Source organism: Neobacillus niacini (assembly GCF_031456445.1).
Taxonomy (GTDB): Bacteria; Bacillota; Bacilli; order Bacillales; family Cytobacillaceae; genus Neobacillus; species Neobacillus niacini_I.
The window spans coordinates 85,865-101,268 of sequence record NZ_JAVDUQ010000011.1 but is presented as its reverse complement, the minus strand read 5'-3'; the positions used below and the strand labels follow the sequence as shown (position 1 = coordinate 101,268).

Annotated in this window: 14 protein-coding genes; 4 read left to right on the top strand and 10 right to left on the bottom strand. The window is 40.2% G+C overall.

The genetic code is table 11. From position 1 onward, the window contains the following. The first annotated feature begins 56 nt into the window (after positions 1 to 56). A complete protein-coding gene (locus J2Y67_RS11835) occupies positions 57 to 1,817 on the top strand; it encodes an alpha-glycosidase (protein ID WP_310174205.1) in 1,761 nt (586 codons plus the stop codon). Between the two features lie 81 nt (positions 1,818 to 1,898). On the opposite strand, the gene J2Y67_RS11830 is transcribed toward J2Y67_RS11835, so the two are convergent. Beyond that, complete coding sequence (locus J2Y67_RS11830; RefSeq protein WP_310174204.1) at positions 1,899 to 3,566, bottom strand: glycoside hydrolase family 13 protein; 1,668 nt, start codon at positions 3,564 to 3,566, stop codon at positions 1,899 to 1,901. 201 nt (positions 3,567 to 3,767) lie between these two features. On the opposite strand from J2Y67_RS11830, the gene J2Y67_RS11825 reads away from it, so the two are divergent. Next, a complete protein-coding gene (locus J2Y67_RS11825) occupies positions 3,768 to 5,996 on the top strand; it encodes a SpoIID/LytB domain-containing protein (RefSeq protein WP_310174202.1) in 2,229 nt (742 codons plus the stop codon). A 494-nt stretch (positions 5,997 to 6,490) separates the two neighbouring features. Here J2Y67_RS11825 and J2Y67_RS11820 read toward each other — a convergent pair whose 3' ends face one another. From J2Y67_RS11820 to J2Y67_RS11800, 5 genes are all read right to left on the bottom strand, one after another. Continuing rightward, on the bottom strand, positions 6,491 to 7,042 hold the full coding sequence (locus J2Y67_RS11820; protein ID WP_310174200.1) for an ECF transporter S component: 552 nt from the start codon (positions 7,040 to 7,042) through the stop codon (positions 6,491 to 6,493). A 104-nt stretch (positions 7,043 to 7,146) separates the two neighbouring features. After that, the gene (locus J2Y67_RS11815; protein WP_396954069.1) at positions 7,147 to 7,350 is read right to left on the bottom strand and encodes a hypothetical protein; all 204 of its coding nucleotides are present in this window, start codon (positions 7,348 to 7,350) and stop codon (positions 7,147 to 7,149) included. A gap of 73 nt (positions 7,351 to 7,423) precedes the next feature. Next, positions 7,424 to 7,900: an ATP-binding cassette domain-containing protein gene (locus J2Y67_RS11810; protein WP_310174198.1), complete on the bottom strand. Its 477-nt coding sequence runs from the start codon at positions 7,898 to 7,900 to the stop codon at positions 7,424 to 7,426. Beyond that, a complete protein-coding gene (locus J2Y67_RS11805) occupies positions 7,900 to 8,751 on the bottom strand; it encodes an energy-coupling factor transporter ATPase (protein WP_310174196.1) in 852 nt (283 codons plus the stop codon). Before J2Y67_RS11805 ends, J2Y67_RS11810 begins: the two co-directional genes overlap by 1 nt. 179 nt (positions 8,752 to 8,930) lie before the next feature. After that, on the bottom strand, positions 8,931 to 9,965 hold the full coding sequence (locus tag J2Y67_RS11800; RefSeq protein WP_310174194.1) for a TDT family transporter: 1,035 nt from the start codon (positions 9,963 to 9,965) through the stop codon (positions 8,931 to 8,933). A 244-nt stretch (positions 9,966 to 10,209) separates the two neighbouring features. Between J2Y67_RS11800 and J2Y67_RS11795 the strand changes: the two genes are divergently transcribed. Further along, entirely contained in the window at positions 10,210 to 10,734 is a 525-nt protein-coding gene (locus tag J2Y67_RS11795) for a DinB family protein (protein WP_310174192.1), read from the top strand. Between the two features lie 249 nt (positions 10,735 to 10,983). Next, positions 10,984 to 11,412, top strand: coding sequence for a VOC family protein (locus J2Y67_RS11790; RefSeq protein ID WP_310174190.1), 429 nt, complete (start codon positions 10,984 to 10,986; stop codon positions 11,410 to 11,412). An 86-nt stretch (positions 11,413 to 11,498) separates the two neighbouring features. On the opposite strand, the gene J2Y67_RS11785 is transcribed toward J2Y67_RS11790, so the two are convergent. From J2Y67_RS11785 to J2Y67_RS11770, 4 genes are all read right to left on the bottom strand, one after another. Continuing rightward, on the bottom strand, positions 11,499 to 12,116 hold the full coding sequence (locus J2Y67_RS11785; protein WP_310174188.1) for an exonuclease domain-containing protein: 618 nt from the start codon (positions 12,114 to 12,116) through the stop codon (positions 11,499 to 11,501). Between the two features lie 272 nt (positions 12,117 to 12,388). Then, positions 12,389 to 13,063, bottom strand: coding sequence for a DUF2642 domain-containing protein (locus tag J2Y67_RS11780; RefSeq protein ID WP_310174186.1), 675 nt, complete (start codon positions 13,061 to 13,063; stop codon positions 12,389 to 12,391). A 27-nt stretch (positions 13,064 to 13,090) separates the two neighbouring features. Next, positions 13,091 to 14,455, bottom strand: coding sequence for an arsenic transporter (locus J2Y67_RS11775; RefSeq protein ID WP_310174184.1), 1,365 nt, complete (start codon positions 14,453 to 14,455; stop codon positions 13,091 to 13,093). A gap of 382 nt (positions 14,456 to 14,837) precedes the next feature. After that, positions 14,838 to 15,404: a TetR/AcrR family transcriptional regulator gene (locus tag J2Y67_RS11770; RefSeq protein ID WP_310174182.1), complete on the bottom strand. Its 567-nt coding sequence runs from the start codon at positions 15,402 to 15,404 to the stop codon at positions 14,838 to 14,840.

The following is a 15,404-nucleotide window of genomic DNA, read 5'->3' as shown; positions in this document are numbered from 1 at the left end:
TTATTTTCTAGTAAAATAAACCGTATATAATACTAAAACGAAAGAGTTGATTCGTATTGTTAAAAGAAGCGATTTTCCACCGGCCAAAAGATAATTATGCATACGCTTGCACAAATGGGGATTTACACATTCAACTTCGGACGAAAAAAAACGATGTAAAAGAAGTATTACTCCTTCATGGTGACCCATACTATTGGGCTGACAGTAAGTGGCAGCCGACAACTGCACCGATGAAAAAAACCGGTTCTGACCAATTGTTTGATTACTGGTTTATTGCGGTCACTCCCCCATACAAGAGACTGCGTTACGGTTTTATCTTAACGGATGGATCCGAGTCAACTTGCTTTACTGAAAAAGGATTTTATTCGGAACCACCATTGGATGATACCGCCTATTATTTTAGCTTTCCTTTTTTGAATAACATTGATATTTTCCGAGCCCCTGCTTGGGTAAAAAATACGGTTTGGTATCAGATTTTCCCGGAGCGGTTTGCGAACGGGAACCCTGCCAATAATCCAAAGGGAACCCTGCCTTGGGGAAGCGTTGAACCCTCACCTATCAATTTTTTCGGCGGGGATTTAGAAGGAGTAATTCAACATATTGATTATTTAAAGGATTTAGGGATTAGCGGTATTTACTTTACCCCTATCTTTAAAGCCTATTCCAACCACAAATACGATACCATTGACTATATGGAGATTGACCCGCAATTTGGCACGAAGAAAACCTTTAAAAAATTAATCGAGGTTTGTCATTTAAAAGGTATAAAGGTCATGCTTGATGCCGTGTTCAATCATAGTGGATTTTACTTCCCACAGTTTCAGGATGTTTTAAAAAATGGAGAAAAATCCCGTTATAAAGATTGGTTTTATATCCGGGAGTTTCCACTGATGACGGAACCGGAGCCGAATTATGATACGTTTGCCTTTACTCCGTTTATGCCAAAGTTAAATACAGAAAACCCGGAAGTAAAGGAATATTTGCTGGAGGTTGGCCGTTACTGGGTAAGAGAGTTTGATATTGACGGCTGGCGTTTAGATGTAGCGAATGAAGTGGATCATGCATTTTGGCGTGATTTTCGCCGGGAAGTAAAAGCCATTAAGCCCGATTTGTATATTCTCGGTGAAATTTGGCATGATGCTATTGCCTGGCTGCGCGGTGAGCAGTTTGATGCAGTGATGAACTATCCTTTTACCACCAATATCCTGAACCTATTTGCCAAGCAAAAGATTTCAGCAAAAGAGTTTGTGGAAAATATGACGGGTGTCATTCATATGTATCCTCGTATCGTCAATGAGGTGGCTTTTAATTTAGTTGGAAGTCATGATACACCAAGAATTTTAACGGAATGCGGAGAAGATATTGAACGAGTTAAACAGGTCTTTACTCTTTTATTGACCTTTATCGGTACACCATGTATCTACTACGGCGATGAAATAGGCATGACGGGAGTGATGGATCCTGGCTGCCGTAAATGTATGGAGTGGGATACAGCTGGGCAAAATCATGAGCTTTTTGCTCATATACAAAAATTGATTAGGGTGCGCCGTGAAAATCCATTACTAGCAAATGAGGGGCAATTATCTTTCATTCCTCCCACTGATAACAATCAATGTTTGGCCTATACAAAATCCAATGGAGATCGAACCATTTTGGTGATTTTAAATACGAGTACGGAAGAGACGGAATATGTAGTTCCTTTTGAGTTGTACGGAAAAACGGTTAGAAATCTTTGGGAAAACGAAAATGTGGTTGTATCTGGGGACGAATTTAGTGTTGTTCTGCCTGGAAACGGTAATATGATATTGGAATTTTAAAGCTTGAAAGTTTTTTAGGACATTTCTCGGGTTGGTGTGACCAGAAATGTCCTTTATTTTGACCACTAACCTTAAATCCTGCTATCTTTTTAATACAATCGCCTCGTATGGTCTCAGCTCTTTCGGATCCCCATTTTTATAGTTAGAAAGAACGGTTTCATACTCTGGAAAACGGCTAAGCAGCCCTTCATCCTCAATCGCTATCGTTTTATCACCAAAATTACAAAACACAAGCAGGCTTTCATCCTTCCAGCTGCGCTCATAAGCAAATATCACCGGATGATCCTTTAAAAGCAACTGAAAATCTCCCTCAACCATAATTTCCATTTCTTTACGCATAGCAATTAATTTTTGATAAAAATAAAAAATTGAATTCGGGTCCTCCAGAGCGGCCTTTACATTAATCTCTTTGTATCTTGGATTCACTTTAATCCACGGAGTACCGCTCGTAAAACCGCCATGTTCGGAATCATCCCATTGCACTGGAGTTCTGGCATTATCCCTTCCTTTGGCATAAATCGATTGCATGATCCCATTATGTGTATACCCTAATGCTTTTCGTTCCTGATACATATTAAGGGTCTCAATATCACGATAATCATCCAGCGACTCAAATTTAACATTGGTCATACCAATCTCTTCACCCTGGTAAATATAAGGAGTCCCCTGCATGAAATGGAGGCAGGCTGCCAGCATTTTGGCCGATTCTACTCGGTGTTTCTGATCATTACCAAAGCGGGAAACAATGCGCGGCTGGTCATGGTTATTCCAATATAGGCTGTTCCAGCCTTTATTGTGTAAGGCCGTCTGCCATTTTGCCAAGTTTTCCTTCAAATCCACAAGATTAACCGGCTTTAAATTCCACTTCCCTCCTGGAGCACTATCCAAATCCATGTGTTCAAACGTAAAAATCATGTTTAGCTCATTTCGGTTCGGGTCCGTATATAGAGCAGCATTCTCCGGTGAGGCACCTGGCATTTCGCCCACTGTCATGACCGAATAATCTGTTAACACCTTTTCATTCATTTCCTGTAAAAATTCATGGATTCTAGAACCATTCATGAAATAACGGCTGCCATCCCCATATGTTTGACCATCGTGAACTTCGCCGTCCGGCATTCCGGGCTGCTTTGAAATGAAATTAATGACATCCATACGGAAACCATCAATCCCCTTATCCAGCCAAAACTTCATTATTTGATATACTTCTTGTCGTAGCTTTGGATTTTCCCAGTTGAGGTCGGGCTGTTTTTTTGAAAAAATATGTAAATAATATTCATCAGTAGTTTCATCATATTGCCACGCGGACCCGCCAAAAACAGATCCCCAATTATTCGGTTCTCTTCCTTCTTTCCCTTCACGCCAAAAATAATAATCCCGATAGGGGCTTTCCTTCGATTTTTTTGACTCCACAAACCATTGATGTTCATCAGAGGTATGATTCACGACCAAGTCCATCACAAGCTTCATCCCGCGTTGATGAACCTGTTCCAGTAATTGATTGAAATCTTCCATCGTTCCGAACTCCTGCATGATTTCCTGGTAGTTGCGGATATCGTACCCGTTATCATCATTAGGTGAGTCATAAACAGGACTTAACCAAAGAACGTCCACACCTAAAAGCTTCAAATAATCCAATTTTTCAATAATCCCTTGAAGATCACCAATCCCATCCTGATTGGCATCATGAAAACTTCGCGGATAAATTTGATAAACCACATTCTTTTTCCACCATTGATTATTTTCCAATTTGAATCCCTCCTATATTCGTCAATATAGCATACCTATTTTTTGAAAATTAGTCATCGACTTTTGCAGCTCTTTAATTTGGTGAAGTATCCATTCAAGGGAAAAAACTAGCATTGTGACCATTTTAATAAATTAATATAGTTATATTACAAATATGTTACACTATCGTAATAGATTATAAATATACATCAGGGGGAAAATATGAAGAAGATTTGTTCTGCCTTTCTAGTCCTGCTGCTATTGCTCTCTTCACTTAATTTTATAAATGTAGCAAGGGCTCAGGAAGTTAAATTGTTGACGGTTAAGCTGAAAAATTACATTGGAAATCAGAAGAAACTGACGATTACTGTTAAAGATGAATACGATATTCCCGACACGGATGTTTCACTAGTAGAAGGAAAAACGTATACAGTGCAAGTAGAAAACCGTTCACTTTCTTTATATGAAAATAGTACATTGATTTCAAAGTTTACTAGTTTTACTGCCGTTCCGAAAGAGTATGGACCACCCAATGTAATCTCCATCAATAATCGCCCGTACCTCGGGACAATGAATTTTACTTTAGAAAACAATACTTATGTCCGCCCCCTTAACACCCTTCCATTAGAAGACTACTTAAAAGGGGTTGTTCCTTTTGAAATGATGGCGTCTTGGAACAAGGAAGCATTAAAGGCCCAGGCCGTTGCTGCTAGAACCTATGCAGACCGTTACAAATCATTATCCGGTTTTGATGATACCGTCAGCTTTCAAGCATACGGCGGATATTCTTGGAATCCAAATAGTACAGCTGCTGTAGAAGAAACAATCTCGCAAACTTTAACGGATAATGGCAGGTTGATTGACGCTTTTTATTCCGCAAGCAATGGGGGAATGACAGAGTCTAATGCAAGTGTTTGGGGAGGTACTCCGCTCGGGTTTTACCCTATAAAGCAAGATCCATACGATAAAAAAGTACCTTGGAGTTTTACTTTAAATAAAACACAAATTGACACCACCTCGTTAGATTTAACCAATCCGCAAACCTGGTGGACTTCTGTAAAAGAAATTGATTCCTCGCTCGTTACGAGTATGAAAAATTGGATGGCGCAAAATGGCTATGCAGACAAAGAAATTAAAATTACCTCCATCCCGGCACTTTCTTTCTCTGACAAATTGACTTCCGGGGGGCGGGTAAGGTATGGAACGATTATACTCAAGTTCTATTTAAAAGATAAAACCACCGGTGCATTTGTGCTTGATGAACAGAAACAAATTAAAACAAACACGCTTGAATTTACTGATGTAAAAGCAGCAAGAATTCGTGTCATGATTGGCATTAATGTGATGAAAAGTTATTTAGTCACAAGCTACAAGGAAAATAGTATAGCATATGCCGTTTCAGGGCTTGGGAATGGTCATGGCGTTGGAATGAGCCAGTGGGGCGCGAAAGCGATGGCTGACCAAGGACTGAGTTATCGAGATATTTTAAGTTTTTATTATCCCGGAACAACTTTAACAAATGCTGATTTTGTACCAGTAGTGAATACAGGTACTTCTAACAATACTGGTGCAATCGCTGCAGTGAATGAGAATCCTGCTCCTACGGGTTCAAGCGATGGCAATGTTCCTGAGCAACCGCCACAAACAGTTGGTATTCCAGAGAATACTGCGAAACCACCGAGTATTGCAAATGTAATCTCTAGTTACAATCCAAAAACAAAGCAAATAACGGTTAACTATACCGTTTTTGAAAATGTTACTACAACTGTTTATGTAAAAAATGCTGCAGGAAAAGTCCTTTCCTATCCAGTAAAAACGGTTAAGCAAAAAGCGGGTAATCAGCATGCGGCATTTGACGTTTCAAAGGTTCCAAATGGTGTTTATACATTCGGGATTATTGTTTCAAACGCACAAAAGGCTTCTGCTATTAGTAAAGTTACCGTTAGCAAGATTGTCTTAACTCCAAAGGTTGGGGTTGTTTCCAACAAGGATTCATCCGTTTCCGGAACAGCTGAAGCAAAAGCGACCATTTATGTAAAAGCCGGGTCTAAAGTGATTAGGAAAGGTGCCGCTGACACAAAGGGTAAATTTAAAGTAACAATTCCAAAACAAAAAGCGGGAACAAAACTTTCTATTTCTGCTAAAGATACAGCAGGCAATACAAGCAAATCCTTTAATTTAATAGTAAAAGATAAAATTGCCCCTTCTAAACCAAAGGTCAATCCTGTTACGCATCGAGATACAGTGGTAACAGGGACAACCGAGGCCAAAGCCACGATTACGATTAAAACACGTACAAAAGTACTGAAGTATGCAAAGGCAGACTCAAAAGGAAAGTTCAGAGCAGCAATTTCTAGACAAAAAGCCGGCACAACCCTCTATGTGACCTCCAAGGATACTTCGGGAAATGTAAGCAGTGCCACCGTAGTGAAGGTGAAAACGAGAAGATAATGAGAACCAGGTTTCTGGTTCTTTTTTATTTTAACTAGTGGGATGCTTTTTATGTTTATTGTGGATTTGTTGATATATTGGAAATTTGTGTTGATATCTCGCTTTTTTGTGTCGATATCCTTTAATTTTGTGTTGATATCTCACTTTTTTGTGTTGATATCCCTTAAAAACGGGTTGATATCTGAAATCGGAGCTCCCTTTTTGTCTAAATCTAGTCCTTTATTTGCGGAAAACCCAAGTTTATTTGCAAATCGGCACGTTTTATTTGCGAATCTAAGAAGCTTATTTGCATATCCAGCAGCTTTATTTGCGAATCACCCTTCCATTCGCTTAAACATATAGATTTCAGCTCCTCCCTTTAGACAGAAAGGCACCCGACAGCAAAACGGGCGCCCGGGCAATTCTACTTTTACATTAATCCATGTACGCAATATTTCCTTCTGAAAATACCTCTAGTGAACTTCTTGTACACCGATGATAAGATCATGTATACATTACTCATCCTCAGAGATCTTCGATTTTTTGCCTTTACCAATTTGCTTCCACGCTAAAACAACCGCTAATGTTACAATCGTCCCGACAATCGCTTCCGGAATTCCGTTGGTTAACCCGACCGTCCAGGCTACTCCGGCCGTTAAATAATGGCGAATGACAGCCATTGTTAAGACAAGAACCGTATTGGTTAGGGTTCCGATAAATGCAGCAGCGCCAACAGCAAAGTATTCACTTTTGCGGCGGAGACCCACATACACGAGCCAAGCCACTACCCCGATAAAGAGACGAGGCAATATCGCCACTAACGGATCTTTAAAAAGCGGCACAGTTGCATTTAGGAAAGATGAAATCCCAAAAATGGCACCCACAATCAGACCGACAACCGGTCCCTGCATAATTCCGCCAATAATTGCCGGAATATGCATGATGGTCGCATTCCCCGCCGCAGTTGGGACAGGAATATAGCCCAGACGTGTTACCCCTAAAAGAATGGCCACCGCACCAAGCACACCCGCAATGACAATATCACGAACCGTCAAAGACCTTTTCATTCAAACTTCCCCCTTTTTGTTTTTTTAAAAAGCAGAAAAATTTCCGACCTTTGAGAATTGTCTAGCTCCAGCGACCAAAAAACGGTCGCTTCCTCTTTTCTAATTTAAAATGGAAACGGGTAAAAAAGTAATAAAAATGCGAATAAAAGTCCAATAAATAAAACAAGGTAATCCTTTGCTAATGCTTTATACACAGAGAAGGTACTTCTTTCGCCCCCCGGCGTATAACAGCGGGACTCCATTGCAAGAATTAAGTCCTCCGCTCTAGACAAGGCAATATTAAATAACGGAATAATAATTGGAAACATTTCTTTCGTCCTTTGAATGATCCTCCACCAGCCGCCAGTACCGAAGTCTTTGGTTTTAATGCAAGGATTCCGGCTAAACCACCTTCCGTTTCTGTCCACCGCTTAAGGCAAAGGTCTGTCTGTCCTTCATTTCATCGAAATCCAAACCAACAACGGACATCGCCCATTTAACGCGTTCCCTTACCTCCTTTAAAGGAAGACCTAATTTGAACGGTCCATAAGCAATATCATCTCCAATGATTTTTTCAAAAATTTGATCCTCCGGGTTTTGAAAAACAAGTCCTACTTTCCGTCTCAATGTTTTCAAATCGACCTTTTTCTTCGAGAGATCTTCCCCATCAATGATGACTTTTCCGGATTCCGGTCGCATCAGTCCATTAAAGTGCTGGATTAATGTCGACTTTCCAGACCCAGTATGACCAATAATGGCAATACATTCCCCTTCCTCGACATACAGGTTGGCTCCTTTTAAGGCAACATGCTCCATCGGGGTTCCTTTTAGATAGGTATGTGACAAATTTTCTATTTCAATAATTGGTTTGCCAGGCATTATATCACCTCCTCTCCGGTGAACTTTTTCACTTCCTCAATCAGTTCATCATCATGAATTAACTCCTTTGAAAAATCAGGATATTGACCATGAATGATTTCAGCCATTTGGCTGACGGAAGGCACGTCTAATTGCAGCTCCGCTAATTCCTGCTTATGCTTAAAAATATCACGCGGAGCTCCGTCCATGACGATTTTTCCATCTTCGACGACAATGATCCGGCTGGCTTCTGCCGCTTCTGACATGCGGTGGGTAACGGTAATAATCGTCATTCCCACCTCATTCATTTTCCTCATTACTTGAAGGACTTCTTTCCTTCCAAAACTGTCCAGCATACTTGTCGATTCATCAAAAACAATACAATCCGGCTGCATTGCAAGGACACCGGCAATTGCCACTCTTTGCTTCTGCCCGCCTGATAAATGATGGGGCGGGCGGTGGCGAAACTCTGACATTTTAACAATGTTTAAGGCCTCATCTATCCTTCTCTTCATTTCATCCCTAGGCACTCCGATATTTTCGAGCCCAAATGCTACATCTTCCTCGACAATGGTCGCAACAATTTGGTTATCCGGATGCTGAAAGACCATACCAACTGCTTTACGTATATCCCGTTTCTTTTTGCTATCCTTCGTGTTATGACCGTGAACCCAGACCTCCCCGTTTTCAGGAGTTAGAATCCCGTTAAGATGCTTCGATAATGTAGATTTACCCGAACCATTGTGGCCAATAATCGCCACATATTCTCCAGGGAAGATGGAAAAGGAGACATCTTTGAGTACAGATACGGATGTTTTTTCATTAATTTTATAGGAAAATGAAACTGAATCTAAACGAATAATAGGTTCCATGTGTCCTCCTCTCCTTATAGTTTTATAATATTCAGAAAATTTATGTTGCATGTCTATGATTTTAGCAGGGAACATCGTCATTGGAAAGTCATTCACCGTTCATTGTCCATAAAATCTCACGATGCAAAAGGAAAAAAGAGCTACACCTTTCTATTAAAGGTTTCAGCTCTTTCTTTATGCTACGCATTTAACTCGCTGTTTTTTTGATATTGTTTAGAATAGTTTCGATTCACTTGGAGGAAGTGATTGGCACAAAGGCATACTTCCAAAATGAGCAGGCATGGAACTGCCCAAATTCCAATCGTTATAATTATTTTTTGAATGGCGGATAATGCGGATATGCCGGGTGCAAGCATGTATGTAAAAGTAAAAAACATACCAAACGTAAAAACCCTGCTCCACTGACTTAAATCGTAAATTAAGATTGCCTTTTTTAAGCCGTAAGATTTCATTCGCTTATACATTCGATAGACTTCTATCGATTCAACCAATACAAAAATAGTAGCCGCACATACCCATAATACGATGATTACCTGTTCATTTACTGCTTGGGAACGAATACAAGCCAGCCCTGTGATGGACAAGGCACCATGAAGAATACAGTTGGTGTTATTCCAATCCTTTTCAACGGACCACGAGGATGAATTACTAAGATAGCGCTTCATGATGATAAACGCACTGATTAAATAGAAGCACACCCCGAGCGTGAGTAAGAAATGATCCACGGCGTTGGGTACCTTTTTGTATACAGCACTTATGACAAGCACTAAGGATTGTGTACTGACAGTGGTTAAAAGTAGGATACCGTGAACATTTTTGTTGAGCTGTTTGGTGTTTAATTCGAAAAATGCTTGAATGCAAATGAGAACATAAATAAACCACAAGCCAAAATTTAAATAGGAAATCATTTTTGCAATCAGCGCCCAGTCGCTAAACTGTTTCGCAATTAAAATTGCACAAATCGAAGTTCCTGCCACCCATGTCCCGATTCCGAATCGATTGATTGGATTGGAATAATGGATTTCTCTAAATTTTTTGCTTAAAAAAGCCATGAGGATCGAAAAGGAAAAAGAGCCCCATAAGGCGAAATTGATGACACTGAGAATTTTTTCAAGGGAATGGATTCCGAAAAAATTAGAAAGGACCCCCTGTGTGATAATTCCCAACGACATAACAGCAGCCATTGTCGAAGTAGCAACATATATTTTTTTCAAAAGAAAAAACGCAATGAGACCCGCGCACAGAAGGATAAAAATAAAAACATATAACACTATTATCACCTTAGAAATATTAATAAATTCACCTAATTGTAACATTTATAGATTGATTTTTTAATTGGTTAATGGATTTTATTTAAATATGGTAGAGTACAGGGTTTGCAATTTAGTCAGCATGAAAAATGTGGTAGGATAGTGTTAGGATTGATTTATTAAACGAATGGGAAGGGAGAGTTTGAAAATGTTGCAGCGACCAAATGAAAATGAATTTCCAGCTTATTATCAACCTTATATTCAATTAGTTCCTGAGGGTGACCTCCTACAGGTGCTAAAAGAGGATCTCCAAGAAACGATTACGCTTTTCGAAGGAATTTCCGAGGAAGATAGTTATTTTCGGTATGACGAGAATAAATGGAGCATAAAAGAAGTGCTTTGCCATGTAACAGATACGGAGAGAATTATGAGCTACCGCTTGCTGCGGGTGGGCCGTGGTGACGAGACCACTTTAGCCGGATTTAATGAAAATGATTATATTAAAGGCGCACAAATTGAACGGCTGCCATTGAAAAATATTCTTGATGATTTCATTGCAACAAGGAATGCCACCATCAGTTTGATTCAAAACATGCAGGAAACCGTGTGGGAAAATAAAGGATTTGCCAACAAAATGCCCATCACCACCCGTGCCATTGCCTACATCATCGCCGGTCACGCCATCCACCACAAAAAAATCGTAACAGAAAGATACCTCACAGCTCTAAAATAAATATGCCTGTCACCGTCCGTGGACAAATGACCAAATTTGTCCACCTTGGCGGATACACCCATTCCCACCTAAATTTGTTATTTTTTAATTTTCACATTGCAAACATACGTTCTTGGTTATATAATTTATTTATGGGTAATAATAGGATTTGTGTTTCTTCATTGGTTTTTGTAAAAATTGATGAACTAGGGTTTAATCTTTACCCATAGCAAAATAAAAAATATGAATGAACCGGGAGATGATTGATTTATGACAGTACGTTTAATTCCTTATTTAGTGATGGATGGAAATGCAAAAGAAGCAATCCAATTTTACCAAAAAGCATTGGATGCCCAAGTCCTTTTTTCTCAATCTTTTGGTGAAATGCCGGAAAATCCGGACTTTCCTCTTCCAGCTGATGCAAAGGATCGTATTTCACATGCCACGATAAAAGTGGGTGAAACGGAACTGATGTTTTCTGATACGTTTCCTGGTCAGCCGCATCAAAGTGGATCACAGGTTACAATCTGTATCTCAACCGATGACGCAGAACAAGCAAGAAAATTCTTTGATGCTTTATCGGACAACGGCCAAGTGACCATGCCGCTGCAAGAAACCTTTTTCAGCCCTGCATATGGCAATGTAATTGACAAATTCGGTGTACACTTCCAAATTTTCACCGAAGGCAAACAACATTAAAAAAATCGCATCTAGTGATACATAAAAAACAAGAAAGTCCCCTTCCAAAAAGGGGACTTTCTTGTTTTTCAAAATATCTAACTCGCTTACCCCATTTTCCTCTTGACAGCTGCCGGCTGATATTTCCGCATCGGTCCGTATTCAAGAACTTCCTGTAAATAGAGATTCCCATTTGGACTTATTTTCTTGAGCAACTCCATTAAGTATGTAATATCATCCATTGCTCTATGCGTTTGGTAATTGGTGATATTATGTGATTGTAAAAGGGTTAAAAGCTTTCCATTTGCGAACCCATAGTTTTTCCAAGGAATATTTCGCATCGTGCAATACCATTTCGAGTCGTTCACCTCTGGGTACATATGAACCAAAAAGCTGCGGTCAAATGAGGCATTATGGGCAAATATGGAATCCGCGCGGTGAAAATAGGTTTTAATTTTTACATCATAAAAGCTTTTCCCCCTTACGGTTTCGTAGGGAATGCCATGTACCCTAAACGCTCTTTCATAGTTATTCCTGGCAGTACTGGATAATGGCTCTCTCAGAAAAGAATCTTCCTCAAGAACATCCAAAATCTCTCCAGTATCATCCCGATAAGAAAATAATTTTAAGGCAAGTTCAATTACTTCATCAGTAGCAGGTCCTAATCCAGTTGTTTCAACATCGACTAACAAACCCAATTTTTCAATACTTCGCAAACTAATCACCTTTTATCTGTAATGTTATCCCTATTATAACAAAGCTTATCTTTCCTTCCTATTTCCAAAATAAGCAAAGAATGAGACAGTGGGAACAATGTGATTGCAAACAACATATCTTAATAGTAAATAAATGGTGAAAGTCCGTGGCACCCATATGCCACGGACGGATTTTAAAAACGGAATTCATTTATCCATCTTGCCTGTCCAACAGAAGATGGATTATTTTTTGCCTTTTTCCGCCTTAATAAGCACAGGTTCTTAGTCTCCTTTCCATTTCTTTACGGTAATTGAATGGTTTTGATATGCTCTAAGTTCCGATACACCGTTTCTCTTTCTGCTGTAATAATCATCAATTTGTTATTTCGAACTCTTTGCAACAGCCCGATTTTTTCCGGATGGTCACCGCCGTCTAAAATGACCATTTGGTTTTCTAATTTTTTCAACTGTTCTTCAAAGGTCCTCGCTAATGGAGCCGATGCAGGTATTAGGGGAATATTTTCTTTACTTAAATTATAAGGTGTTGCATTTTCTGGATACGGGATTAGCCACTTTACATGATGCATCGAAATAAACATCGTCTTATAAGCGGGCGAATGGAAAACAAAATAGTCATTTAAAATGCTGGTTAAATATCCATGGATGGATTTGTTTCCTGTCACATAAACCTGGACAAACCGGCCTTTCGCATTGTTTAATATTTTCCGAAAAGAGATAGATTGGATGTCCATTTCAATTGGTTTTTCTGAAGGAGGGCTTTCAAAATAATATTCCTCGATCACGATTTCCTTTAATCTCTGAATGTGAACAATAGGAATGTAGAGAAAGGATTGAGTTCTGCCATCATAGATCACAATGATATCCAGCCCGGAATCGACAAGAACCCCCAAATGGAAACTGCCTCCGGAAATTTCGACCTCGATATTTTTTCCTAATAATTCATTAAAATCATTCATTATGATTCTCCTTTTTCCTTTCGACGATTATGATTGAAGTGCTCCTCCAAAAATCCACGAAACCCAATAATATAAGACTACTAATGTGAATATTACAGCAGGAGGAATAACGACACCTGTGATTTTTACATACTCCCACCATGTGATGCAGACTTTTCCTTTTCTAACAATATGCATCCACATCAAGGTTGCCAAGGTTCCCATTGGGAGCAGCAAGGACCCCATATCACTACCAATGACATTCGCAAGATAGGAAACTTTCAAAGTAAGCGTGTCCAACCCCATATTGGTTAAAGTTAGGGTTCCAACCATTAATGCCGGGTGGTTATTAAAGATATTGGAGAGGACCGATAAAAGAACCCCCATCACAACACTTGCATGAAGCAGACTTCCAGACACAATTGGACGCATAAATCCAATCAGCCATTCGGTCAAGCCAATATTGTGAAGTCCGTAAATGATCACATACATACTAAAAGCGAAAATGAGAATGTACCACGGTGTTTTTTTCAGCATATCGATTGGTGAAACTTTTAAATACATCCACCTCCAGCCTAAAAGAACAAGCGAGCCAAATACCGCCATCACGGAGACAGGAATGGAAAGGAACGATGCGACAAACAGGCTGACTCGGACAGCAAATACGAATAAAAGAACGTTTCGCATAAAACGGGAGCGCTGTTTTTCCGTTTTATATAGTGGTCCTGGTTTGAGCGGGTGGTAGGATGGGAATGACAGCCCGGTAACTTTTGTCGGGACAGTCTTTGGCAAGATTTTATAAAATCGTAGAAACAGCAGCCCTACGAGAAAAAGCAATCCAAGTGTGGCCGGGACAAACATCATCGCGGTATGCATATACAAAGACATATCGACGATTTTTAACGCAATAAGATTCACAATATTACTTACTCCAATCGGTGCGCTCGATGCAGTCGCAATCAGGCCCCCGGAAAGTAGGTAAGGAATCTTTTGGTGATTTTTCAACCCCATATTATTGAGTAACATAACAAGAATGGGGGTGGTAATTAAAATACTTCCATCATTGTTGAAAAAAAGAGTCATGAGAAAACATAAAAGGTTGACGTACCAGAATAACCGAATTCCCGACCCTTTTGCTTTGGAAGCGAGCTTCTCAGCAACCCAGTGGAAAAATCCAAAACTCTCGAGAACAATCGCCATAACAATGGTGGCCATAATGGTAATGGCGGCACCGCTGATTGTTTCAGTGATAATTCCCAGGTCAGAGAGTGAAACACTGCCGCTTAATAATACAAGAATAGCGCCAATGCTAGCCGGAATGGCTTCGTTCATTCCTTTCGGTCTCCAAAGAATGAAAAGCAGTGTAACAACAAAAGTGAGTATGGTCATCCATACCATCGGTTGAAGAAACATGTCTTTCCCCTTTCAATCTAGTTGATATTTCATAATGTTTCATAAGACCACCTCCCTCCTCATTGGCTAATAATCCGCTGTTGTCCCCCCCTTCCATCTATCCCTATAGTCAGATTGTATTTTATTTATATGTATCACGAGAGAGACAAGCTTGGGTTTATACCCGTTTTTCCTACAAATCCGCAAGACTCTATAAACGTTTGTCAGATTAGAAAAGCGGAAGCGCCTTGGTCAGCCCCGAAGCAACCTCGAGGGACTAGGACGCTTGCGCTGGACAATGGAAAAGTGACAGGCACTATGTAAAAAATTCACATAGTGCCTGTCACCGTTCGTGGACTTTTTGCTGAATTTGTCCGTGTGTAATGGACACTTAAACGAAGGGTTACTCCCCCATCCCTGCAAGGAAGGCCCTTATTATGATGATTAGACTTTCATCTGCAGCCAGTTCCATTTTAAATCCGCCCCTTTGCTCTAATGAGGAAAAGCCGTGGAGGATGCTGCGCAGGCCTCTTACTGCATGAATTGCCTGGTTTCCATGCAGCTCATAAGCCTGAAGGACACGAATGGTGAGCTCGACGATTTTTGCTCCTGCCTGCTGCACCTCCTCATCCTCTGGATCCGGCGCCAGCAATGTTGCCTCGTAAAGCCCCCGGTGTCTCCTCGCAAACTGAACATATGCTTTACTTAATGCAATGACCGCTTTATCGCCTGAAACCCCAATCGCTGCCTGTGCCAATTCTCCATAAAGCTGATTTAACCCATAGATGGCAAGTTCCTTCCTTAGACCTGACAGCCCATCAAAATGGTTATATAGCGATGGCGGCCGGATGTTTAATTTTTTTGCCAGATTGGCCAAGGTGACTTCAACTGTTCCATGTTGGTCAGCGATTTCCCCTGCCGCTTCAAGGATAGTTACTAAATCGAGTCCTACTTTCGGTCTGGGTGACAT

Coding starts and splice junctions, on each gene's coding strand:
- J2Y67_RS11825 (WP_310174202.1), top strand. CDS start 3,768: ATGAAGAAGATTTGTTCTGCCTTTCTAGTCCTGCTGCTATTGCTCTCT.
- J2Y67_RS11820 (WP_310174200.1), bottom strand. CDS start 7,042: ATGAAAAGGTCTTTGACGGTTCGTGATATTGTCATTGCGGGTGTGCTT.
- J2Y67_RS11815 (WP_396954069.1), bottom strand. CDS start 7,350: ATGTTTCCAATTATTATTCCGTTATTTAATATTGCCTTGTCTAGAGCG.
- J2Y67_RS11810 (WP_310174198.1), bottom strand. CDS start 7,900: ATGCCTGGCAAACCAATTATTGAAATAGAAAATTTGTCACATACCTAT.
- J2Y67_RS11805 (WP_310174196.1), bottom strand. CDS start 8,751: ATGGAACCTATTATTCGTTTAGATTCAGTTTCATTTTCCTATAAAATT.
- J2Y67_RS11795 (WP_310174192.1), top strand. CDS start 10,210: ATGTTGCAGCGACCAAATGAAAATGAATTTCCAGCTTATTATCAACCT.
- J2Y67_RS11790 (WP_310174190.1), top strand. CDS start 10,984: ATGACAGTACGTTTAATTCCTTATTTAGTGATGGATGGAAATGCAAAA.
- J2Y67_RS11780 (WP_310174186.1), bottom strand. CDS start 13,063: ATGAATGATTTTAATGAATTATTAGGAAAAAATATCGAGGTCGAAATT.
- J2Y67_RS11775 (WP_310174184.1), bottom strand. CDS start 14,455: ATGTTTCTTCAACCGATGGTATGGATGACCATACTCACTTTTGTTGTT.
- J2Y67_RS11770 (WP_310174182.1), bottom strand. CDS start 15,404: ATGTCACCCAGACCGAAAGTAGGACTCGATTTAGTAACTATCCTTGAA.